This is a genomic window from Vibrio porteresiae DSM 19223 (assembly GCF_024347055.1).
Classification (GTDB): Bacteria; Pseudomonadota; Gammaproteobacteria; order Enterobacterales; family Vibrionaceae; genus Vibrio; species Vibrio porteresiae.
The window spans coordinates 2,010,637-2,034,050 of the sequence record NZ_AP024895.1; the positions used below are offsets into that span (position 1 = coordinate 2,010,637).

The 23,414-nt window shown below is 44.9% G+C and carries 23 protein-coding genes and 1 pseudogene; 4 read left to right on the plus strand and 20 right to left on the minus strand.

Going from position 1 to position 23,414, the window contains the following annotated elements; translation table 11 throughout:
• Positions 1-62 precede the first annotated feature (62 nt).
• Complete coding sequence (locus tag OCV11_RS08980; RefSeq protein WP_261892350.1) at positions 63-464, plus strand: LysR substrate-binding domain-containing protein; 402 nt, start codon at positions 63-65, stop codon at positions 462-464.
• A 9-nt stretch (positions 465-473) separates the two neighbouring features.
• Here the strand turns inward: OCV11_RS08980 and OCV11_RS08985 are convergent, their stop codons facing one another.
• Positions 474-653 (minus strand): hypothetical protein, encoded by a 180-nt coding sequence (locus OCV11_RS08985; RefSeq protein WP_261892352.1) that lies wholly within the window; start codon positions 651-653, stop codon positions 474-476.
• Positions 654-1,256: 603 nt separating this feature from the next.
• Here OCV11_RS08985 and OCV11_RS08990 point away from each other — a divergent pair.
• Both OCV11_RS08990 and OCV11_RS08995 read left to right on the plus strand, forming a co-directional pair.
• Entirely contained in the window at positions 1,257-1,472 is a 216-nt protein-coding gene (locus OCV11_RS08990) for a CCE_0567 family metalloprotein (protein ID WP_261892354.1), read from the plus strand.
• On the plus strand, positions 1,433-1,684 hold the full coding sequence (locus tag OCV11_RS08995) for a hypothetical protein (RefSeq protein ID WP_261892356.1): 252 nt from the start codon (positions 1,433-1,435) through the stop codon (positions 1,682-1,684). Before OCV11_RS08990 ends, OCV11_RS08995 begins: the two co-directional genes overlap by 40 nt.
• A 123-nt stretch (positions 1,685-1,807) precedes the next feature.
• On the opposite strand, the gene OCV11_RS24985 is transcribed toward OCV11_RS08995, so the two are convergent.
• From OCV11_RS24985 to OCV11_RS09035, 6 genes and pseudogenes are all read right to left on the minus strand, one after another.
• Entirely contained in the window at positions 1,808-3,109 is a 1,302-nt protein-coding gene (locus OCV11_RS24985) for a methyl-accepting chemotaxis protein (protein WP_315972729.1), read from the minus strand.
• 217 nt (positions 3,110-3,326) lie between these two features.
• A pseudogene (locus tag OCV11_RS09010) lies at positions 3,327-3,901 on the minus strand (hypothetical protein).
• Between the two features lie 208 nt (positions 3,902-4,109).
• Positions 4,110-5,525, minus strand: a complete 1,416-nt coding sequence (locus OCV11_RS09020) for a glycoside hydrolase family 1 protein (protein ID WP_261892385.1) — start codon at positions 5,523-5,525, stop codon at positions 4,110-4,112.
• A 250-nt stretch (positions 5,526-5,775) separates the two neighbouring features.
• Complete coding sequence (locus OCV11_RS09025) at positions 5,776-6,150, minus strand: hypothetical protein (protein WP_261892387.1); 375 nt, start codon at positions 6,148-6,150, stop codon at positions 5,776-5,778.
• A gap of 243 nt (positions 6,151-6,393) precedes the next feature.
• Positions 6,394-6,720, minus strand: a complete 327-nt coding sequence (locus OCV11_RS09030; protein ID WP_261892389.1) for a hypothetical protein — start codon at positions 6,718-6,720, stop codon at positions 6,394-6,396.
• Positions 6,721-6,755: 35 nt separating this feature from the next.
• On the minus strand, positions 6,756-7,559 hold the full coding sequence (locus tag OCV11_RS09035; protein ID WP_261892391.1) for a nucleotidyltransferase domain-containing protein: 804 nt from the start codon (positions 7,557-7,559) through the stop codon (positions 6,756-6,758).
• 126 nt (positions 7,560-7,685) lie between these two features.
• On the opposite strand from OCV11_RS09035, the gene OCV11_RS09040 reads away from it, so the two are divergent.
• Positions 7,686-7,877 carry a hypothetical protein gene (locus OCV11_RS09040; RefSeq protein WP_261892393.1) on the plus strand — a complete coding sequence of 64 codons (192 nt, stop codon included), beginning with the start codon at positions 7,686-7,688 and terminating at the stop codon, positions 7,875-7,877.
• 88 nt (positions 7,878-7,965) lie between these two features.
• Here OCV11_RS09040 and OCV11_RS09045 read toward each other — a convergent pair whose 3' ends face one another.
• The 13 genes from OCV11_RS09045 to OCV11_RS09105 all read right to left on the minus strand — a co-directional run bounded on the left by OCV11_RS09045 (position 7,966) and on the right by OCV11_RS09105 (position 23,333).
• Positions 7,966-8,475: a GNAT family N-acetyltransferase gene (locus tag OCV11_RS09045; protein WP_261892395.1), complete on the minus strand. Its 510-nt coding sequence runs from the start codon at positions 8,473-8,475 to the stop codon at positions 7,966-7,968.
• 68 nt (positions 8,476-8,543) lie between these two features.
• Positions 8,544-9,041 (minus strand): GNAT family N-acetyltransferase, encoded by a 498-nt coding sequence (locus OCV11_RS09050; RefSeq protein WP_261892396.1) that lies wholly within the window; start codon positions 9,039-9,041, stop codon positions 8,544-8,546.
• Between the two features lie 263 nt (positions 9,042-9,304).
• Positions 9,305-9,850, minus strand: coding sequence for a copper-resistant cuproprotein CopI (gene copI, locus OCV11_RS09055; protein WP_261892397.1), 546 nt, complete (start codon positions 9,848-9,850; stop codon positions 9,305-9,307).
• A gap of 2 nt (positions 9,851-9,852) precedes the next feature.
• The gene (locus OCV11_RS09060; RefSeq protein ID WP_261892399.1) at positions 9,853-13,086 is read right to left on the minus strand and encodes an efflux RND transporter permease subunit; all 3,234 of its coding nucleotides are present in this window, start codon (positions 13,084-13,086) and stop codon (positions 9,853-9,855) included.
• Positions 13,079-14,788, minus strand: a complete 1,710-nt coding sequence (locus OCV11_RS09065) for an efflux RND transporter periplasmic adaptor subunit (RefSeq protein WP_261892402.1) — start codon at positions 14,786-14,788, stop codon at positions 13,079-13,081. The genes OCV11_RS09060 and OCV11_RS09065 overlap by 8 nt, the downstream gene beginning before the upstream one ends.
• A 16-nt stretch (positions 14,789-14,804) precedes the next feature.
• Positions 14,805-16,238, minus strand: a complete 1,434-nt coding sequence (locus OCV11_RS09070) for a TolC family protein (protein ID WP_261892403.1) — start codon at positions 16,236-16,238, stop codon at positions 14,805-14,807.
• 64 nt (positions 16,239-16,302) lie between these two features.
• Positions 16,303-16,776 carry a hypothetical protein gene (locus OCV11_RS09075; RefSeq protein ID WP_261892405.1) on the minus strand — a complete coding sequence of 158 codons (474 nt, stop codon included), beginning with the start codon at positions 16,774-16,776 and terminating at the stop codon, positions 16,303-16,305.
• Positions 16,777-16,947: 171 nt separating this feature from the next.
• The gene (tnpA, locus tag OCV11_RS09080; protein ID WP_225252330.1) at positions 16,948-17,409 is read right to left on the minus strand and encodes an IS200/IS605 family transposase; all 462 of its coding nucleotides are present in this window, start codon (positions 17,407-17,409) and stop codon (positions 16,948-16,950) included.
• A gap of 204 nt (positions 17,410-17,613) precedes the next feature.
• Positions 17,614-19,083: a glycoside hydrolase family 1 protein gene (locus OCV11_RS09085; protein ID WP_261892408.1), complete on the minus strand. Its 1,470-nt coding sequence runs from the start codon at positions 19,081-19,083 to the stop codon at positions 17,614-17,616.
• Between the two features lie 60 nt (positions 19,084-19,143).
• Positions 19,144-21,078 (minus strand): beta-glucoside-specific PTS transporter subunit IIABC, encoded by a 1,935-nt coding sequence (locus tag OCV11_RS09090; RefSeq protein ID WP_261892410.1) that lies wholly within the window; start codon positions 21,076-21,078, stop codon positions 19,144-19,146.
• A 192-nt stretch (positions 21,079-21,270) separates the two neighbouring features.
• Positions 21,271-22,143 (minus strand): BglG family transcription antiterminator LicT, encoded by an 873-nt coding sequence (licT, locus tag OCV11_RS09095; protein ID WP_261892412.1) that lies wholly within the window; start codon positions 22,141-22,143, stop codon positions 21,271-21,273.
• Between the two features lie 241 nt (positions 22,144-22,384).
• The gene (locus OCV11_RS09100; RefSeq protein ID WP_261892414.1) at positions 22,385-22,576 is read right to left on the minus strand and encodes a hypothetical protein; all 192 of its coding nucleotides are present in this window, start codon (positions 22,574-22,576) and stop codon (positions 22,385-22,387) included.
• 217 nt (positions 22,577-22,793) lie between these two features.
• Positions 22,794-23,333, minus strand: a complete 540-nt coding sequence (locus tag OCV11_RS09105; protein WP_261892416.1) for a GNAT family N-acetyltransferase — start codon at positions 23,331-23,333, stop codon at positions 22,794-22,796.
• Positions 23,334-23,414: the final 81 nt, after the last annotated feature.

The following is a 23,414-nucleotide window of genomic DNA, read 5'->3' on the forward strand; positions in this document are numbered from 1 at the left end:
CAAATCAATTGATTGCATAATACCGCAAATTTGCGCGTTAAGCAGCATGTGCGAAGGGGAATGTGGTCGTAAAAAGGGTAAAAGTTCAGGTCACTTCGGTTCAACAAACCATCTTCATTCACAACACAAAATCGCTGGAGTTCATTCGGCCAGACGAGGAATGGAACTATTGGTTGGAACATCAAAGCGACTATTTACTTAAAGATATCGATGTACTCCAAAACAATTACATTATTAATCATTGCGATATGACCATGTGTGCCGCAGAAGCAGATATGGGAATGACGATGGCTCGCTATACTTTAGTCAAAGAAATACTCAATGAGGGAACGCTAATTGCCCCATTTGAACGGGTAAAATCCCGACGAGGTTATGATTTGATTTGTCCGTTGGAACATGAATCACGCCCGAAAACTCGTGCGTTTATTGAGTGGTTAAATGACCACGTCAAAAAAGAACAGTAAGAAGAGTTCTTACCATTGGGAAACGACACCATCATTGTTATCGATATCGTCCAAGCTTTCAGTCGGATCTTCGAGTTGTTCTAGCTCTTCCCGTGAAAGCGAAAAGTATGCAAAAGTTTGTTCGATAAAACGTTGTTTATCAACATTCATATTGTCAATTTCGTTGTTTGAAAATAAAACCATGCCCATATACTCCTTTAGTCAAATAGTTTCGTGGGTCAACCAATACTCCTTTTCAAAAATATTTTCGTTGAACACCGCTTATTATACAGATTTGGAGTTTTTTTGCCAGTAAAAATAACTTTCTCAGTAAAACCTTATGAAAATCATTGTTAATTTTATATCATAACTTACTGATATTAATGAATTAAAAATTACATCATTTTTTATACACTCAGTACTTTAATTAATAAAAACATAATTTATCACTGTGAGATCTTTTGTTTATTATTACTTTTAATTGACGATTAAATGACATTTTAGTCTGTTATGAAAGCCGCTATTTTTTTCAATAAATGAGGCAATTTTAAACTACTTGTTGAATATTAAGGGGGCTTTTCCCTCGCCAACAGTATCCCCCTTTAGAGTTAAGTGATAGGCAATTGATGGTTTATGCACATTGTTCATCCCAAACTTTATTCAACAAACAAATCAACCTCACGCACCTGTCATAAAGCAGACAACCGATGAAAATTGATATTGATAACTCATTGAAATTAAAAGGTATCTACTCTGGCATAAAAGATGATGCAACTCTTATTTGTCAGTGTCACATTACAAAAGGAAACCAGAATGTTAGAACCAACCACGGAGCAGGAGAAACAAGAGCTCACCCAAGCACTCAAGCGTGCTAAACGGATAGCCTCTGAACGAGCGGGTGAATTACATGATTTAGTTGAAGAGCGCCTCCCCGAACACTATGAGGAGATCCCTATCCTTGCCAAAGCCTGCTATGAGGCATGCTTAGAATGGGCAAAACTGAAAGAGCAGTTAGCCAAACAAGTTTAAACACGTCGTTCGACGATGATCAATGGGAACTCTTTGATACCCAAGCTGATTACGCAGAAGCGCATAACGTCGCTAAGCAATACCCAGAAAAATTAAAAGAATTGCAGGCGCTCTGGTGGAAAGAGGCCAATCACCTCAGCGATCCCGCCGTGATTAAACCTGGGGAAATGCTCTACAAGTTCAACCGTATGGATGACGGTTTGAACGATTAAAAAAGTAAAGGTTCCCCTGTCATGGGTAACCTTTACGCATCGACTCATCGATCATTATGATTAAGTTGCAAAGACAGCATCTCTCTTATACGTGACAATGAATGGCGGCTAACGAGGCTGCGATTAAGAGCGTAAACGCTCAACGATTTCCACGAACCGCGATACGCCCGCACTGACGTCTTCCAACCCGTGCGACACAGAGTGAATACTGTCTTCCCCTTGCAGAGCAACATTGTTCACCGAATCAAGGTGACCATCCATTTCCCCAATCAAGCGGGTGTTTTCCGCCACCACACTGGTGATTTCATCGGTTGCAGCCGAAGTACGTGAAGCCAATTTTCGCACTTCATCAGCCACCACAGCAAAACCACGTCCTGTTTCTCCGGCACGAGCGGCTTCAATCGCGGCGTTTAATGCCAGCAAGTTGGTTTGATTGGCAATACCGTTAATGGTGGTGACAATTTCATTGATGTTTTTCGACTGATTCATCAATTCTGTACCAAGCACACTGGCCCCTTTGACTTTGGCAGCAACTTTATGTGATGTTGCCACCGCATCATTGAGCACTTGGATGGCAGAATCGGTAATGCGCGATGTCTGCTCTGAGATCGCCGCTGCCATCTCGACGGCCTGCATCGCAAGGTTCACTCTCTCGGTAATATTGGAAGCAAATTTGATCACTTTATACACCTGACCTTTGCTATCCAAGATAGGGTTATACGTCGCTTCTAACCAAATCGTGTGGTCATGCGCATCTTTACGTTGAAAGCGCCCAGTAAAGTGTTCCCCACGTTGTAAGCGGCGCCAAAAATCAGGGTTTTCTTTATAGAAATCAGGAAAGCAAAACATCTTATGATGCTTACCAACGATCTGATTCATCGCATATCCCATGGTATGCAGAAAGTTCTTATTGGCCGTTAAAATCGTACCATCAGGCGTAAATTCAATTACAGCTTGCGAGCGGTCTAATGCCTCTAAAATGGCATTTTTACTGTTAAGTTGCAGCGAATCAGCCGTCACGTCGGTGCATATTTTGACCACTTCAACAACTCGCCCAGATCGATCTTTTACTGGGAAATAGTTTGCGGACAGAAAAAGGACATCGCCATTTTTTTTATGACGCTGGAAGATACCACAATGACCTTTACCATTGGCCAAATCACTCCAAAACTCGCGGTATTGTGCTGAGTTCACTAGGTTAGTGTCACAAAAAATTCGGTGATGCTGTCCCACTACTTCTGACAGCGAATAACCCACCGCGGAAAGGAACAGCGGATTAGCATTTAATATAATGCCATCCGGTCTAAAGGTGATGTAGGCGGTGTGCTGTTTGATCGACTCCAATTCAAGCAGGCTTTGCTCTTGGCCCTGTTGAACAGCACGAGTTTGGCTATCCGCTCTTTCTTTTTGATGTTGAAACCACATGTGACGATCCTTTTCTTAACAGTGACACCCGAGTGAAACAGACTGCTTCACTTGTCATTTACACCCCTTCAAGGTAGAGATACAAATCGACTTGCCTCTATTAAATATACATGCAGTTTTATAATGCGCAGGAAATTTTTATCTTGTTGTCAATAAGATACAAAGCCCACTCACTCTTAAGTTGTAGGCTCTATAAGCACTTAAACAAACATCTCGATCAGTGCACTTCTTTATCCCAGCTGATCACGCCAGTGTAAGTATCACAATCTTTTACCGAACCATCAGCATTGCTAAGATAAACCTGTTGTGTTGCTGAAACTGGATAAGATAGGTATTGCGAGCACTGCGCACTTTGGCCGTTGCCCACGACAATTTTGGCACCGGGTTTTATCGTGCAGCGCACCAGTTTATCCAATGGTGACCACTGATAGCAGATTTGATTGTTCTTACGATACAAGGCAATAGGACCAGAGGGTTCGCTAAATGACCACCACTGACCCAGCTTACTGTTTGGATTGGTACTGTTCCAAGCACGATAGATCACCACTTGGGTTTTCGGTTTGGCTTGATAAACGGCCCCTTGGCATAATTTGCCCTGATCAGGAGCGCCCTTCGATTCTGCGAGCAACGCTGGATCGGTCACTTGATAAACTGATTTGCCAAACGAGGAGGAAGGGTCGTATTCCCCAAACACTGCTGCGTAACTTCCGCCGTAGCTTGTTGCTCTTCACTGGCAAATTGACTACATCCTGCCAGAAAAATCACACCACTTAGCCAGAATATCCTTTTCATCCTTACCTCCACCACAATGACGTTTTCGAGCATACGCTCTTTGTTTAATATAAAAGTATAGAATGAGTTACTGTCAGTTTGCTATCAGTATTGCATTCCCTGGTTGATATCCATTCCATAGTGGAAAAGTACTTTAGCTGCTACGCAAAGCAAAAAAGAAGGCGACCCCGTTACCAGTGTCGCCTTAGCGTTATAACTCAAACCGTCACTATTTTTGTGTTAAGCCGTTATTGCGAATCAGCTCTTCATACCAGAAAGAACTTTTCTTACGTAGACGACCAAGATCTTTGAGATCAAACTCATCGCGGTTCACGTAAATGAACCCGTAACGTTTACGACAGCCTTGGTGAGTCGAAATGAGGTCAATCGCAGACCAAGGTGTGTAACCAAATAGCTGCACTCCATCGGTGATCGCAAGTTGCATTTGTTCAATGTGTGCATGTAGGTATTCGATACGATAGTCATCGTTCACGTTACCTTCTGCATCCACTTCATCAAAAGCACCTAGACCGTTTTCAGTGATCATCAGTGGCAAGTGGTAGCGGTCATTAATTTCACGCAATGTGCTGCGCAAACCAATTGGGTCAATTTCCCAGCCAAACTCATTGGTTGGTAAGAATGGGTTGTGATAGCCGCGATAGACGCCGCGTTCACCAATCGTAATATGTTGGTCTTTACCGCTGCGTGGCACCGCATCGCTAGCGTCGTTATGGCTCGCTTCTACGGTTTGTGAGGTGTAGTAGTTGAAAGCGATGAAGTCAGGTTTCGCGCTCGCTAACACCTCAATGTCACCCTCTTTGATCTCAGGTAACCAGCCCTTTTCTTCCATAAATGACCACGCCACATCGTTGTAGCGACCGCGCACCGCAGCATCAAGATAGAGCCAGTTACGGATCGCGTTATAGTTAAACGCGGCCATAACATCTTCAGGTTTAGAGCTTGCAGGATAGATCAACGCAATATTTGGCGCAGGACCAATTTTGTTCTCAGGTTGCATTTCATGAGAGATCGCCATCGCTTTAGCTTGCGCGACCAACATATGGTGGTTTTGTTGATAAAGGTCTTTTTGACCACCATTTTTATCGTTAGTACCAATAGCACTTCCGTGCAAAATCATCATGTTCTGTTCATTGATGGTCAGCCAATATTTCACTTTGTGGCCATACTCTTTAAACAGCAGTTGCGCGTAATCAGCAAACCATTGGATAGAATCACGATTACTCCACCCCCCCATTTCAGCCAATGCTTGAGGCAAGTCGAAATGGTACATAGTGACAATCGGCGTAATGCCTGCTTCGAGCAGTTCATCAATTAAACGGTGGTAAAAATCAATGCCTTTAGGATTCACTTCACCGATGCCGTTTGGCATCACACGGCTCCAAGAGATTGAAAAACGGTAAGATTTGAAGCCGATTTCTTTAAATAGTGCCACATCTTCCTTGTAACGATGATAATGATCACTCGCGACTTTAAAATCTGTTGTGCCTTCAGGGTATTGATCGCGAACGTCGATAACCGACGGTCCTTTGCCATCTTCGTTCCAAGCACCTTCGACTTGATACGCTGAAGTAGCAGCGCCCCAAAGAAAATCGTCAGGAAAAGGTTTCAGTGTTTTATGCAGCATATGAGCTCCTTTGTTCTTAATTTTGTTTCACTGGAGTCACCCTATGATGGAACCGGTTCCATTACAAGTAAGAAAGTGGTCAATCCACAAATATCTGAAAGAGATCAAATAATGCCCTTAGGTTTTTAATAGGTTAATCAATAGGAAATAGATAGAAAACAAAAGCCACTTGAGTTAAGTGGCTTTGTGAAGAATGTCGGTGCCTTACGCTAATCGCGACATCAGCAGATGTTTGCGATGACGGCTTGAACTAGTTACCACTTGAGATATCTTCATCAACGGAAGGTAACTGAATACCTAGCGCACTGAATACACAACCGTAAAGCAAGTTAATCGATGGAGTGGTGTCCTCTTCTTGCTCAGCAATTTCCGCTGCACAAGGGATAGCCACAGCCATACACTGCTCTGGGGTAATGGTTTGTCCGCCAGTGACGGTTTTGTTTTCCCAAATCGTGGTGTTATTACAAAAAGGTTCTAAATCTTCTTGAGTTAAATCTGCTGCTGAAGCTGATGGCAAGGTATAAAACAGTGCTGCCAACAGAATACATGAAAGTGCTTTTACTTCACGTAAACATAAAACGAGCTTCAGCGAAAAATGAGTTAGCGATGACTTAATTCGCTGCATACTACTGCCTCCGGATTGACCGTACTTTAGCGCACAATATGTGCATAATTTGGGTAAATAGTAGTCAATGGATTATTTACTCTGTCAATTGTCTGACAAATCTATTAACAAAAGGCCGTATGCATCACAGAATCTGGATCAATATCAAGTTATGGCTCAAAGTTCCTACTTTACTCTCCATGAACCACGGTAAAAGTCCATTTTGCTTGGTGCAAAATGACTCATACGTGACATTGTCACTTATTAATCAAAGCAAAACTCATCATTAGCAAGTTTGACAATATTGACCATAGGTTCTTCCCAACCAAGCACGGCTTTAAGTGCTTTGACGGTTAGCTCGACTTGGTGTTGCTCAACATTAATTTCGATCTTTAACAAAGGATAGTGTTCCACTTCGCCTTTACCACCAAAAACCGGATTCGCCCCTTCTAAGGCACGATGAGAACCTTCATAGGTGGTGATTGCCCAGCAGTGATCGTAATGACCAATGCGATCAACGCCCAGCTCATGCAAAGTACTCAATACCGATTCTTGTTGTTCTGGCTTACAAAAAATGCTCAATAGATACACACTAACCTTCTTTTATTTTTTAAATTTTCAATATGTTATAACGAACGAAAGGGGACGAAAACATCAGCAACCCACTCAACAATCGGTAACGCATCACACTTAATCACTTGAGCAACACGCTCCTGGGTTGGTTGTCCTGTTTGCCAAAAACCCACGATAGCTTCTATTTCAGGCGCGCATGGAAGTGAGCAAGTTCGAATCGCTACGATAATGTCATCCAGCGAGACATACCAACTGCCGTGCTCAACCGCGATAATCGTGTACACTGTGCGTAATATTTTTTTGACTACTTCTCGCCCAACACGCGCAGCGTTATCGTGGTTAAGCATGACTAGCCGCTGCTGCAGGAAATCCGGCAAATCCCCATTAAGGGCATAAGCGATCGCCAAAGAGGGTTTTTGCCATGCAAAGCGTAACGAGAGATCCTCGCCATAAATGCAACAGCAGCAGTGCTTGAGCCAAAAGTGCCAACGATACTCCTCTTCCGCCAAAAGTACTTGAGGAAGGACGCCGGGGTCAAAGTCAATTTTAGTCACAAAATCAAAGCATTGAAGAGTGTTATGTTGAATATCCTCTAACATATGCAACTCGGAGTCGGTCAACGGATGATGAAAGATTAAGGAAAGATCCAAATCAGAGTGATACTGGCGTGCCTCTCCTCTTGCCACACTGCCGTACAGATAAACACTGTGTAAGTTGTCCCCTAGCTGGGTTTGCAACTGGTTCAACAGCGCATCCAGTAATTTGCGATATGCTGGAGCAATCTGTTCCACTTGGCAGGGATTGACGATAAAGCCGTTAGCATCGAGGCCATTTGGAGCACGTTGTGATTGGGTCATAGATCACCGTTTGACATAAATTCCGCCAATGAGATGTGATAACTCATCGATATTTGTGTTTATCCATTCGCCAACTCGAGCCAAACTTTGCATGATGAAAGTCATTCTCTGCGAAAGGAATAGACAATGAGTATTGATAACAATGCGCAAAAACCGCTTACCAATCAAGCTACATGGGCTCGACAAGCAATACAAAACTTTGCCTTCGCTGTTTTGCTTTGGCTAGGCCGTTCTGGTCAAGCGATTCACCCTTATCAAGGCTCAACTCGGCTCCTGAAGAAATTCTGCGTAGAGCCCACCGACGACTCTATCGCATAACGGGTTTAACATAGACCTAGCTAGGCTTAGCCGCATTTAAACTGGCCAGCGGTGTACGACACAAACCGCTAATAAAACCAGTTAGTTATCAAACTAACTGTTTATAGAAATAGACCGTCGCGGTCAGCTCTCCTTGCGAACTCATCGCATAGTTTGGGATCTGACCTGCCTCGATATAGCCAACTTTACGATACAAAAGAGACGCTACGTCACCAACCCGGGTATCAAGCACTAACAAGCTCTGCTCACGACGTATGGCTTCTTGTTCCAACGCATTCAGTAACTGGGTGGCGATACCTTTTCCTCTTGCATTGCGATGCACCATCAGTTTTTCGACTTCGCCACGATGTCGACCGTTGGCTTTGGCGCACAGGGCAAGTTGCACGCTGCCTAATACTTCGTCCTCATCTAATGCAACAAACATGACTCGCTCTTGATCCGCTATTGCCTGCGCCACATTTTGCCAATAGCTGTTCACTTCGTTATCGCTCACAGGGTCAATAAATCCGACCGATGCGCCACTTGCTACACAATCTTTTAATAACTCAGCAAGTGAATCATTGATATCTGACAGGTCGTGAATCATGGTTATTTGCATGTGTTTTCCTTGCAGTAAATCGCCTTTTCAATAAGGCTTTAAAAGTGATTGGTGATGACTGTCTCACGCTAAGCGCTTGGCAGCACCAGTTGATAATTGGCAACCGACAGCCAGCGCCCATGTTTGAAACCAACTTGGTCAAAGATGCCCACTTGACGAAAACCCAGTGCTTCGTGAAGTCTACAACTTGCCTCATTGGGATAGGTAATCACGCCAATCACGTTACGCATCCCCATCTGTTGTAATAACTTAAGCAGCGCGGAATAGACCTGCTTACCGTAGCCCAACCCCGTATGCGTGGGTGCAAAATAGATCGATGGTTCGACTGAAAAGCGATAGGCAGAACGTTCGCGCCATAAGTGTGCGTAGGCGTACCCAACCACCTGCTGATCCTCTTCTACCACAAGCCACGGGAACTTGGCTGACACCACGGCGTCAATACGACCTTGCATCACCTGTTGTGAAATGCACTCTTCTTCGAAGGTGATTTCTGTGTTTGCTATGTAGTGATTATAAATTTGCGTAATGGCTGCAGCATCGTCACTGCGTACTGGCCGAATAACCATGTCAACTCCCTCGTGTATTACCTTCGCGTCCTGCGAACCAAACTGTCTGCATCGATTAAAAATAGCTGTGCGTGTGTTGCTACCTTGGCCGATGTAAAAGTGTTCGTCAATAACTAACAGCCACTGTTTTTCAGTTACTTAGAGCTTTCCACTGCCGAAGATATGACAACCGGTTTTGACTATAACTGAAAAAGATAGGCCACAATCACTGTGGCCTAGGGGTTGAGCTTAAGCATATTGTCCGAGAGTATCGGGGGAATTGACTACTCGAGGTTAAGCAGTTTATGCATTCCGGCCTCATAATGTCCGGGAATATTGCACGCTAACTCCACCGTATGTGAACCATGAAAATGCCACAATAGTTGTTTGGCTTTGCCTGGTGCCACCGTGACTGCATTACCGGAATCGTGGTGATGGGATTTCATGGTTTTCATCATCTCGCGATGCTTTTGCTGCTCTTCGGGAGAACCAATTGAAAACTCATGATCCATTTTCCCTTTGTTAACAATAACAAACTGCACCACATCGTTAGGCGCAATCTTAACCTCTTTTTTAAAGCGAATCGTCATATCATCATCCAAGATAACATGCACGACCTTATCGGGTTTTGCCCCTGGAGCAGGCATACCGACCGCCGACATCATAGGCATTGCAGAGTGATCCATTGATTGATGATCCATTGTTTGATCAACCATTGTTTGATGATTCATCTTGCTATGATCCATCGTCCCCATAGCGGAAGGGTTTGGGGTATCAGCCATGGTTTGACCTGCGACCAAAAGTAATAATCCAATCATAAGTTTTTTCATCTTTATTTCCCTACGTTTGTGTTGTGCTGCGCTTGATTGTCGAGTGGTTGAGTTATTGAGTGTGCATTTGCTTGGTCAGCTTTTTCTTGCTCAGCATAGATTAGCTGCTCGTTAAAACGACGCAGTTCCGCTGCTTTCCACAGTTTATAAATAGCAGGTAATACCAGTAGTGTAAGTAACACTGCGGAAACCATGCCTCCTATCATGGGGGCTGCAATACGTTGCATCACTTCTGCACCAGTACCGCTGCCGTACATAATCGGCACTAAGCCAATAATAACGGTGAGTACGGTCATCATGACCGGACGCACGCGCAGCCCCGCTCCATCGCGAATCGCTTGTTCTAAATCCTCTATGTGCATTGGCTTATGTGCTTGATGGTGATGATCTTTCATCGCTTGCCACGCTTGATTGAGGTACACCAACATGATGACGCCAATTTCAACCGCAACCCCAGCCAGTGCGATAAACCCGACCCCAACGGCAACCGAAAAGTTGTAGTTCAAACCAAACATCAACCACACCCCACCGACTAACGCCAAAGGCAATGTCGCCATGATCACCAACACTTCCCCCCACCGTTTAAAGCTAAAGTAAAGCAGCAACATAATGATGGTGATGGTGACAGGCACGACAATCGACAAACGCGCTTTCGCTCGTTCGAGATACTCATATTGTCCTGTCCAGTTCAGTGCATACCCCGTTGGTAGATGCAGCTCTGCCGCCACTTTCTGCTTCGCTTCATTGACATAGGAACCAAGGTCGCGTCCATCAATGTCGACATACACCCATCCGTTAGGACGTGCATTTTCTGTTTTGATCATTGGCGGACCATCTTGATAACGAATCTCGGCCACTTCTGCCAGCGGGATACGGGCACCATTAGGCGTAACAAGCGGCAAATCTTTAAGCTTTTCTACCGAATCACGATAGGACTGCGGATAACGCACGTTAATGGGATAGCGCTCCAATCCTTCTACCGACTCAGCAACGTTCATTCCGCCGATCGCCGTCGAGATAACCGCTTGTACGTCCGAGATATTTAAGCCATAACGTGCCGCCATTTGGCGTTTGATATCAATGGTGACATAACGACCACCAGCGACTCTTTCTGCATAGACAGATGCTGTACCCGGGATCTGATTCAGCAAAGGCTCTAGCTCAGCACCGATTTTTTGAATCACCTTAAGATCAGGACCAGAAATTTTGATCCCAATTGGCGTCTTAATCCCTGTCGCCAACATATCAATGCGCGTTTTTATCGGCATAACCCAAGCGTTGGTCACGCCCGGAAATTGCACTAAACGGTCAAACTCTTTACGCAAAGATTCAGAGGTCACACCGGCGCGCCACTCCGATTTAGGCTTCAACTGAATCGTAGTTTCAATCATGGTCAGCGGCGCGGGGTCAGTTGCTGATTCAGCACGGCCGACTTTGCCCCAAACCGTTTTCACCTCAGGTACGGATTTAATCAGCTTGTTGGTTTGCTGTAACAGCTCACGCGCCTTACCAATTGAAATACCCGGATAGGTGGTTGGCATGTACATCAAATCCCCTTCATCTAAAGGAGGAATGAATTCGCTACCAATTCGAGTGGCTGGATACCAAGCGCTGACCATCAACACTAACGCCACCACCACCATGATTTTGGGATGACGCAAACTCACGCCCAATAGTGGACGATAGGTTGCGATCAGCCCTTTGTTGACGGGGTTTTCATGCTCGTGACGAATATGACCACGGACAAAATAGCCCATCAATACCGGCACCAACGTGATAGCTAACCCAGCCGCTACCGCCATCGAGTAGGTTTTGGTGAAGGCCAAAGGAGAGAACATCTTGCCCTCTTGACCTTCAAGAGAAAACACCGGCACGAAGCTTAAGGTAATGATCAACAATGAGAAAAAGAGCGGAGACCCGACCTCTTTCGCCGCCGTTGCGATGATTTCCCAGCGGTTTTCATCGGTCACGGGAGTGCGTTCAATGTGCTTATGCACATTTTCAATCATCACGATCGCCCCATCGACCATAGCACCAATCGCAATAGCGATACCCCCAAGCGACATGATATTGGCATTAATGCCTTGCGAATGCATGATGATAAACGCCCCTAATACGCCCACAGGTAAGCTAATGGCGATGACCAAGGAAGAGCGAATGTGGAATAGGAACAGTGCACACACAATCGCGACCACCACAAACTCTTCCGCCAGTTTGTGCCATAAATTATCGACGGCTTGATTGATCAAGGTAGAGCGATCGTAAGTCGTCACAATTTCAACCCCTTTGGGCAATCCTTGCTGTAATACACTCAGTTTTTGTTTAACCCGTTCAATCACTGAACTGGCATTCTCACCAAAGCGCATCACCACAATGCCACCCACCGCTTCGCCCTCGCCATTGAGCTCAGAAATACCGCGACGCATTTGTGGCCCAATTTGAATGTCGGCGACATCCCCAAGCAGCAACGGAGTTCCCGTTGGGGTCATCTTTAGTGGAATCGCTTTTAAATCAGCCACACTCGAAATATAGCCAGTCGTCTGCACCATGTGCTCAGCTTCAGCAACTTCCACCACCGAAGCCCCCGTCTCTTGGTTACCTTGGCGAATGGCTTGATTCACCTGCTGCAAGGTCAAGTTATAGGCACGTAATTTGGCCGGATCGATTTGCACTTGATACTGCTTAACCATGCCACCAACGGTCGCAATTTCAGACACGCCATCGACTGTTTGCAGCTCGTATTTCAAAAACCAATCTTGCAAACTCCTCAGCTCAGCCAAATCGTGCTTGCCAGTTTTATCTTGCAAAACATAAGAAAAGACCCAACCCACCCCAGTCGCATCCGGTCCTAGGGTTGGTTTTGCATTACTTGGTAACTTGGGTGCTACTTGGCTTAAATACTCCAACACCCGCGAACGTGCCCAGTAAAGATCGGTTTTATCATTGAAAATGATATAAACGTAGGAATCGCCAAAGAACGAATATCCCCGCACGGTTTCAGCTCCCGGCACAGCAAGCATCGCCGTGGTGAGTGGATAGGTGACTTGGTCTTCAACCACTTGTGGAGCCTGTCCGGGATAGCTGGTTTTAATGATCACCTGCACGTCGGAAAGATCCGGAAGCGCATCCACCGGGGTCTGTTTAACACTAAATAGCCCCGCCACAATCAATGCTAACGTGGCCAATAGCACCAAAAATCGATTATGAATCGACCAATCGATAATGCGCTCAATCATGACGTTGGCCCTCACGACGAATATCGACTAACGAGACGTCACCGCCTTGCGAAACCAACTCGACGTCAATGGTGTCTCCCTCCGACAAACCGCTTAAATCCAGCGCCGGATCCGTCATAAAATTCATTTCACCAGCCGGCCACTGCCACTGTTCAACGGCAACGTGCTCAATGGTAAGCATGTTCATCTCTGCCATCACATCGGTCACTTTGGCTTTCACCCATAATGTCTCTTTCGCCGCTGGCTTAGAGAGCTGATAAGAGCGAATTAGATAGCGGCCTTGCGGCGTCTTCTCTAATGTAAAATCAATGCCTTGCCCAACCGTTACCTCCTGCCATGGCACATCATCGGCCAAGGTGAAATCCATGGTCATACTCGGCCAGCCCCAGCTCGCAACCGGATCATGGCGAATAGTGAGCATGCGATGCCCTGCCATCACTTGGGTCACAATCCCGGTCGCCTGAGCGGTATCAGCTTGAACTGGCGCTTTAGCTTGAACCTCTTCCATGCCATTAATTCGATCCAATTCGGCAGTGAGGCTAGATTCAGAATCAATCAAAAACTGCGCTGATGTCACGATAGAATCGCCTTGTTTTAAACCAGCTTTTACTTGCGTCATGCCCGCCGCTTCCGCGCCGATTTCAATTCGTGCCGAGCGAAACTTACCTTGCCCTTCATTGAGTACCACACGCGTCATAGCTCCGGTGCGAATGATCGACTGAGTGGGAATCAAGAGCGCTTGCTCAGTCGCTTCTGGCTGCAACACAATATTGGTGAACATATTGGGTTTGAGTTCGCCATCGTTATTGGCAAACACTAAGCGCACCTTTAACGTGCGAGTTTTGCTATCGATGATGGGATAGACATAATCGACGCTACCTTGCCATGATTTATCAGGCACTGCGGGTACGGTTAAGGTGGCTTTGGTGCCCTGTTTAATCCAGCGCGCTTGACGTTCGAACACCTCAGTGTCCACCCAGACATTTTGAATCGGCCCGACACTGAGAGCCGTGTTTGCCGGCGTTAAGTAGCTGCCATCACGCACGTTAAGAGCGGCCACAATGCCACTTATTTGCGCTTTAATATCAATCGATTGCTGAACCTTACCCGAGCGCAATAGTTGATTAATCTGCGCGTTATCCATGCCTAAAGCGAATAGGCGATCTTTCGCCCCTTTGATCAGAGCATCGCGACCTAATCGATGTGCATTAAGCAGTTCATCTTGCGCATTGACTAACTCTGGCGAATAGAGCGAAAACAGAGTTTGACCCGCGGTCACTGATTCACCTATCGCGTGGATATTGACCTTTTCCACCCAGCCGCTGACACGTAAGTTCAGTTGCCATAATCGGCTTTCATCAAAGCCAACGTAACCCACCGTATCAATGCGGGGGGTAAGATGACCAAGGGTCACTGAAGTGGTTTTCACTCCCAAGTTTTGTACCACTGCAGGATCAATAGTGACAGTACCGGGCACGTTCTGTGTGGTGGTATTTTCCTCGGCATAGACCGGTATAAGGTCCATCCCCATCGGTGATTTACCCGGTTTATCACGCTTATAACTTGGGTCCATCGGCGCTACCCAATAGAGCGGTTTGGCGGCATTAGCTTCACTACTCTGATCTGGCGTCCATGAGTGAGAGACATAACCAAGGGAAGCACCCACCAGCAGTGCCACAAGAGAAATTGTTATTGTTTTCATAATCTAGCCTTACTGATCAAAAAGAAGAACGTTGGTGAGTTAACTCAATCACATCAACCGGAAACGCATTAAGCCAATAAGCCAGATCGGCTTTAGTTTGGTTAGTTTGCGTAACCAGTTGTTGATAATCCAACTGCAACGCAAGGCTATTCACATTGGCCGCGACCCATTCAGCGAAACTAGCGGTGTTGCTGTCATAAGCGCGTTTGACTGCGGCCAAATGGGCTTGCGATTGAGGCAATAAATGGTCGCAATAGCGCAAAGTTCGCTGTTGTAAACCATTCAGATCGGACAGCAGTCCATTCACTTGGGCATTCATTTTTTGAATCAGTAAGTCTCTGTCTAAACGAGCGGAACCCAGTTCGTACTTGGCCGCATTGACCGAGCGATCTTGCTTATTAGACGTAAATAGCGGGATATCGAGGGTAATAAAGGCACTGGCAACATCTGGTGCTTTACCCGTGGTCATACTGCTGGCACGCCGGTCGCCATACGCGACTTCAATTCCCCATTGCGGTTTGTAATTTTGCTCCTGCAGTGCGATATCGGTCTGTTTAATCGCGATGCGCTTGTCAGCTTGGTGCAATAGCGGATGCTGTTTAAATTGTGGGTAGTGATCTCCCACGGTCATTTGGCTCAGTAATCCATCTAGGCTTTGCCACTGCACCTGATTGCTCGCTGCATTGGCGGAATTACTGGTTAACCAATCAGCGCCAAGCCACTCAGACAACTGAGCTTGAATTTGCTGTTGCTGCTGCCAATTGAGATCGAGCTTTTCCTCAAGTGTGGAGACGGCAAGTTCGACACTCAGTACATCCTGCACCGATTTTTTGCCAAGGGCATAGTTGGTTTCGAGTTGACGCACGAGCTGACGTTGCAACTCTATGCGCGTACTCAAATTACTGTGCGCCTCTTTAAGGTAACCCAGTTGTAACCACAGGCGACTCACACTTTGCGCAACCGCTAAACCACGCAGTTGAACGTTGTCTTCCGTTACATCGGCTTGTTGAAAGGCTTTCTCTTTTTGCAGTTGCAAGGTATCGCCGCGTGGAAACTGCTGCGACACGCCTAAAGTGAGGTTAGTCATCGAATCGTCGGTCAATGACCACGAATCGACCGGCACGTTCGCTGCGCCAAAGCGCAATTTGGGATCCATGTAAGTGGCACTTGCAATGCCCATTTCACGCTGCGCATCTGCCTGATGATAAAGGCTAATACGTTGATAATCCTCACCAATCGCGCGGCGAATGAGGTTGCTCAGCTGGGTGGAATTTTCCGTTAACGCCTTTTCTGTTAACGAGTTAGACGTGACTGAGCCTTTAGCGGTTGAACCTACTGTGGCTACCGACGTTCTATTTTCTTGAGTGGAAAGAGGGTTTGCTCCGCTGACAGCAGGCATGCCCAATACGATGCCCATGATCATAGGCACCATTAATACGGTTTTTTTCATTATAAAAATCCATGAGTTATCTGACCGAAATCGGCCTAATTAAAAACGATAAACAGCAATGGATTTACGCTATCGGAGGGCGATAGAGTGAACGAGGATAACCCGTTAATTGGTGAGAATGGAGTGGATAGAACACGTCAAGATAAGTGGACGTACCAAACATCACGAGTGTTGAAGAGAGTAATACCCCAACGACACTACCACACATATTGTCGTTACAATGACCCGACTGACAATGATTGCCTACTGCCGTATTCATCAAAGTATGGGGGGTATTTTTACAATGTTCACTGAGCGATGCACCATCATCAGCCATTTGAGCATGGTTCATATGCTGATGTTGTTGGGTGCTTTGCTGTGGATTGGCACAATCCATCGACATTGAATGCGCCGAAGCTGGCATAACATGAACAGAGCGGTTCATTGACATGAAATCAGAGGAGATCGGCGTCAACGCATACGCATTCGCACCCGACGTCGAAAAGACGAGTGCAATAAGCAGCATGAGTAGATAAGGACGACGATGGTATGATCGCATTGTTTTTCTTAGTAATTAAACTTCCTTGACTCTAGCCTATCACTGCAACACCGTCAATATCGGTTGTAAAAATATCCTCCGGCATAGCCGGAGGTTTTTCATATGCGCCTATAAGGCTCTCCTACCAGCAGCGCCCTAGCAGGCGCATCGTGATCTGACATTTGCATATGACTATTTCTTGCGACCCGTAAACGGGTTACCTGAATATGGGATCGACAGTTGCTCTCCCATTTTGTCTTGATCTAATTGATGCTTGATGTAATTTTGGATCTGGCTTGTATTTTTACCGACTGTATCAACGTAATAACCCCGGCACCAAAATTCTCGATTTCGGTATTTGAACTTCAAATCCCCAAATCGCTCATAGAGCATCAAACTACTTTTACCTTTTAAATATCCCATAAAACCTGAAACACTCAACTTCGGTGGGATTTCTAAAAGCATATGAACATGATCTTTACAGCATTCAGCCTCGAGTATATTCACGTCTTTCCATTCACATAGCTTTCGCAAGATTTCTCCAACTGCTCGACGTTTTTCACCGTAGAACACCTGCCTTCTATATTTGGGTGCGAATACTATATGATATTTACAGTTCCATCTTGTGTGAGCTAAGCTCTTCTCGTCCCCCATATTGGGACCCCCTTTCAATTTCTGATTAACTCTTGTAGTTGCCAGACCACAAGGTATTTCTAACAAATTGAAAGGGGTTTTATAACTGACTTATAGCTATAAGCTTAACGGAACCCCCAGCCAAGCTGGGGGTTTTCTCTGTACAAAAAAGAAGCTCGCCATCTGCATAGCGAGCTTCCCTTCAATACAAAGTCCAATCGGGTATTACGCTAAATCACTGCCATTGGAAGCGATGACTTTTTTATACCAGAAGAAGCTCTTCTTACGGCTACGATTACGAGTACCTCGACCACAGTCGTCTTGGTCTACATAGACGAAACCATAACGCTTGGTAATTTGGTTAGTACTAGCACTGATGATATCGATAGGTCCCCACCAAGTGTAACCAAACAGGTCTACCCCATCAGCAATCGCTTCTTTCATCTGTTCGATGTGTTGGCGTAAATAGTCGATACGGTAATCATCATCGATAGAGCCATCTGGGTTCACTTTATCGCCAGTACCTAAGCCGTTTTCAGCAATAAACAGCGGTTTGTGGTAACGCTCATAGAGCTGGTTTAACGCTAAGCGCAAACCTTTCGGGTCAATCTGCCAACCCCAATCGCTGCTTGGCAGATAAGGGTTTTTAATTCCGCCAGTAATGAGGTTACCTTGTGCTCCTTCCAGATTTTCTGGATGAGCACTCACTGTGCTCGACATATAGTAGCTAAATGAGACGAAATCGACTGGATATTGCGCCAGAATTTCATCGTCTCCCACCTCTTTTTTCAATACCACCTCTTTCTCTTTAAAAAGACGGTCTGCATAAGCTGGATAACGCCCAGTCGCTTGCACGTCAGAGAAGAACAACGAAACACGCTGTTGTTCTACACAGGCTTGTACATCATCTGGATGGCAAGAATAGGGATAGAGCATTTGGTAGCTGATCATACAGCCCACTTGTGAGCCTGGGATGATCTCATGACACGCTTTAGTCGCTAATGCACTGGCCACAAACTGATGGTGCGCACCTTGATATTTGCCCTGCTCTAGATGTTCGTAACCTTCTTCAATAATGCCAACACTCACGTAAGGGTGGTGTTTAACACAGTTGATTTCATTGAAGGTCATCCAATATTTAACCTTTTTGCGATAACGTTTGAACACCGTTGTCGCAAAGCGTAAATAGAAATCAACCACTCGGCGGTCGGTCCAGCCTTCGTACTCTGTGATTAAATGCAATGGCATTTCGTAATGTGATAGTGACACAATCGGAGTGATGTTGTGTTTGATCAAACAGTCAAAGACACGGTCGTAAAATGCTAAACCTTCTTCATTTGGTTCAAGTTCGTCACCATTAGGGAAAATACGGGTCCACGCTAGAGACATACGGAAACACTTAAAGCCCATTTCAGCAAACAGTGCGATGTCTTCTTCATAGCGATGGTAGAAATCAATACCAAAGCGCTTAGGGTAAAAGCGTTTTGATTGTGGGTCTTGCGCTTCTTTCACTTGCGCATGAGTCATCATAAACCATTGATCAGACCAATGTTCTTTCGGAGTATTGGGATCAAATAAATACACATCGGAAGCCGAAAGGCCTTTACCGCCCTCGTCACTACCGCCTTCAATTTGGTTCGCTGCGGTCGCGCCACCCCACATGAAATGCTCAGGAAATGCATTGAATTCTTTCATGATGTTATCCTTTAAAAATGAAACGCCTATTCGTAAGTTGTCTTTGAACAGGGAAGAAAACTAAGCCAACTGGGCGTTGAGCTTAATCACATTAAATTTGGGCTCTGCATGCCCTTCGTCACAAACATCGACCTGCTTAAAGTCGTCGCTGTTGGTGATCACCATAATCACGCTGTTATCTATGCCCTCTTTTTCAATGGCTTGATAATCAAACTCAATCAGTGGCTGTCCGACTTGAACGTGTTCACCTTCAGCTAAATCACATGCGAAGTACTTACCGTTCAATTTGACGGTATCGATACCGACATGGATGAGAATTTCAGCTCCCGCATCGCTGGTGATCGCAATGGCGTGTTTGGTTGGAAAAATGGAGTTAATAACACCGTTGACGGGTGATACCACAGTGCTCGATTCAGGCTTAATTGCAATCCCTTTGCCAAAGGTTTCGGAGGCAAACACAGGATCACTCACTTCTGACAGTTTCACTAACAAGCCTTGAACCGGCGCGTGAATTTCTTCGTTTACCGCAGGTAGAGAGTTCGCAATGGTATGAGCAGTTGCTTGCTTATTGGATGCGGCTGACTCATTGGTAGAGGCCTTATTGCTTGTTGACTGCGCGTTCGGTTCTTCAAAGCCAAGGACCACGGTCACTACTGCCGCGACAACAAAGCTCACCAACAAACTGGCCATCGCATAAAGGAAGGTAGGGCCAGCCAGAGCAGGAATACCAGGCAAACCACTCATGGTGAATGCGTACGCTTTAACACCAAAACTGACCGCTAATGCACCACCTAAACCACCACCAATCAATGCAGCAAGAAACGGCTTTTTAAGGCGCATGTTCACACCATACATCGCCGGTTCTGTAATCCCCATGGCAGCAGAAAAACTGGTCGATAATGCTAATGATTTCAGTTTTTTATCACGACTACGTAAGAAGACACCAAATGCAGCACCGGCTTGGCCAAGGTTAGCAACAAAGAATAGGATCTTAATTGGATCGTAACCCATAGTACTGACGTTATTGACCATCACCGGCACCAAGGTGTAATGCATACCGGTAATGATAATCAGCGACATGGTTCCGCCGATGAGAAGGCCTGCTACACCACCAAGGTGACTTAATAGCCAAGTTACCCCACCCGTTAAACCGTTACCAAGGAACAACCCGATAGGACCTAAAGCACTGAGCGTAATTGGCGTTACAATCAGCAAGGTAAACAGCGGCACAAACATGGTCTTTAATGGCCCCGGCATAAAACGATCAATAAATCGTTCCACAAAGGACATTAACCAGATAGCCAAAATAATCGGTACGACTGAAGAGGCATAGGATGCCGGAGTAATCGGTAAACCAAAGAAAGTCAGCGCATCGCCAGATTTCAAACTCTGTTGAAATAACCCCGTGATGGATGGGTGGAATAACACCGCAGCCATCGCCACAGCGACATATGGGTTACACTTGAAGCGCGTTGCACAGCTATACGCTAACACCAAAGGCAAGAGATAGAAGACACCATCGCTGATGGCATACAAGATTTGATAATTAGCACTGGCTTTATCCATCACCTCAAAAGTGAGTAGCAGCGCCAAAATCCCTTTAAGAATACCTGCGCCAGCAATGGCCGGAATAATTGGTGAAAAGATACCGCTAATGGTTTCCATTAAGCGAGCCAAGAGGTTCTTTTCGCTTTTCGCTGGTTCTGCTTTTGGGGAACCTATTTTTGCATCATAGGCTTCTTTTAAACGGGGAATGGAGCTAAGAATCGCCTCGCAGACTTCATCAACTTGGTTACCGATGATAACCTGAAATTGATCGCCTGAAACGTTGACACCAAAGACTCCGTCAAGCTGACGAATGGCTTCTTGGTCGACTGCGGAAAGATCGTTTAGATTAAAACGTAAACGAGTGATGCAGTGAAAAAGGAATGTAATATTGTCTGCGCCGCCAACGTGTTCTACGATTTGACGCGCTAAGGTTGATGTATTCATCATCTTCTCCAGAAAGAAATTAGTCCTGGCGATTAATCGCCGTTGGATCCCTCTGGTGTTTGCCTGATTTAACAGTAACAAGCCGATTGGATTACAAAATCATCTTAAAAATTATAAGGTTAATTTTCTCCTTTTTTACCTTTATTCGGTTAAAAAACTAATGGTGAACACTTGAGCTTACCGCATGAGTGCTACCTAAAGGCCGCGAGCGAATTCATTTTCACCAACGACATTACCGATATGAATCACAAGGTAGAGTTTTTCTGAATCACTCATCTTGTGCCCATAATGCTTTTCCATAAACTCAGCGATCACTCCCACACAAGCAAAGGTCTTGGTGTGTTTTTTATGAATAATGTCCACAAATTCGCTGTCGTGATTATTAATCACTTCCTTATTGTGAACTCGCTGAGCAAAAAATTTTAAGTGGGTAATAAACCTTTGGTAATTTGTGGTTTCTTCATCCACTTTGATTTTAAAGTAGTACTTCACGATATTTTGAATTTGAAAAACAATTTTGGTGACTTCTTTAACGTCACTAAGATGTTGTCTATCTAATGCATTAATAATGTGAAGCGCAACGTTGCATGCTTCATTTTTGGGTAACAACGTATTATAGCGAACTAAGATATGTTCTATCATTTCACAAGCAAACTGATACTCGCGTTTATAATAGTTTTTTACCTCCCAATCTAATGGGTTTTTAATCTCAATCCCCTGTTCTGCTCGTTTAACCGCGCAATCGAGATGATCGGCTAACGCAATGAAAAGACTATCATTAAAATCGGTAGAAAGTGTTTCCTTAGCTCGTTCGATGATATCACTCGTCATTTGAACAATGTTGAGTGGCAAGCTTTCAATTAACGTTTTCAATCGTTCAGAAACCGCATCGCCCGCTTGCAAGCAGAACACCTTTTCGACCTTATTCAGATCCACTTCACTGCCAGCACGAACAGCAAACCCTAACCCTTTTCCGGTTAAAATCACTTCCATCCCGTCACTAGCGACAGCGCTAACAACGTTATTGTTTAATATCTGGACGACTTTTGGGTCTTTTAACGTCACCATCTTTATCTTTTCTTTCTCTATTTACGATTTTATTACGCCAAAAACGCAAAAAGGCGATTCTGTAGTACACAATTCCGCCAATTTAGCGGTTTGTCGTATACACAGTCTCGCCCACTTAAGGTAACAATCTGTTCTGTAATTAGATTATACTTCAAATCTAAAACATCTAGTCACTTTACTAAAAAGTGTGAAGATTCTCTTAAAAGTGCATCAAGAAAGAAAAAAGAAATCTACTGATGTCTCAATCTGTGCCCATGGCTGCAGCGAGTTTATCGGTAGGAATATGCCCAGCATCGAGCACCATGTCGATAGGCAAAGGCGCTACATAAGCAGTTGATTCGTTTTGATTAAATAACTTAAAGCCGTAAACAAATGACATGACAACTACGGCGATAATTGCGACATAAATTGGACCACGTTGTTTATTATTCATTTTTCTATCACTTTATGGATAATTAAGTTAGTTAATAATTGGGAGAAATGGACAACGAAAACATCATCCCACAAATACCAAAACTTTGCTGTATTAAAAATGAGACTATATTAATCAAACACATGAATTAATGTTAGGATAGTTAACAACTATATTTCCTTACATTTATTAATGTTAGGCTTGTTAACAATAATATTCCCTCACTTTTATTAATGAATTAATCTATTTTTGCCAATCGATAAATATGATCATCATATAAACGACCACTAATACAATAGTTTTGCGGTATTACTTCCGCTAACTGAAAACCACATTTGCGTAACACACGTTCAGAGGCAATATTGCCTTCCGTTACTACTGCTTGAAATTCATCGATTCCCAGTTCACTACTCCCCCAATCGAGCAGGGCAGCTAAACTTTCTGAGCAATAACCGTATCCAAAATACTGCGGCAAGAAAAGATAACCGACCTCAGCTACCCCCTTATCGAAGCAAAACCCAGTCAAACCCAGCGCTTGACCAGTGTCGCGATTCGTCACAACTAAAGTTAACCAATCGCTATCTTCAAATGACCATGGCTTGCAACGCTGCTCAAACCGTTTTTCAATCTCTTCTGGCAAAATGGGATCGAAACATTTGGCAATCACAATCGAATTCACATGCAATTCATAGAAAATCGCCCAATCTTGGGCCGCTATTTGCCTCATTGCCAAACGAGGACTCTCAAACTCAATCATAACATCCTCTTTTAAAAGCATTTGTAATCTCTTTCAGAGCAAAGCATTATCCAATAACTCACTCTACATGCCTAAAAAGAGCAATGTTGTCCTGCCTATCGA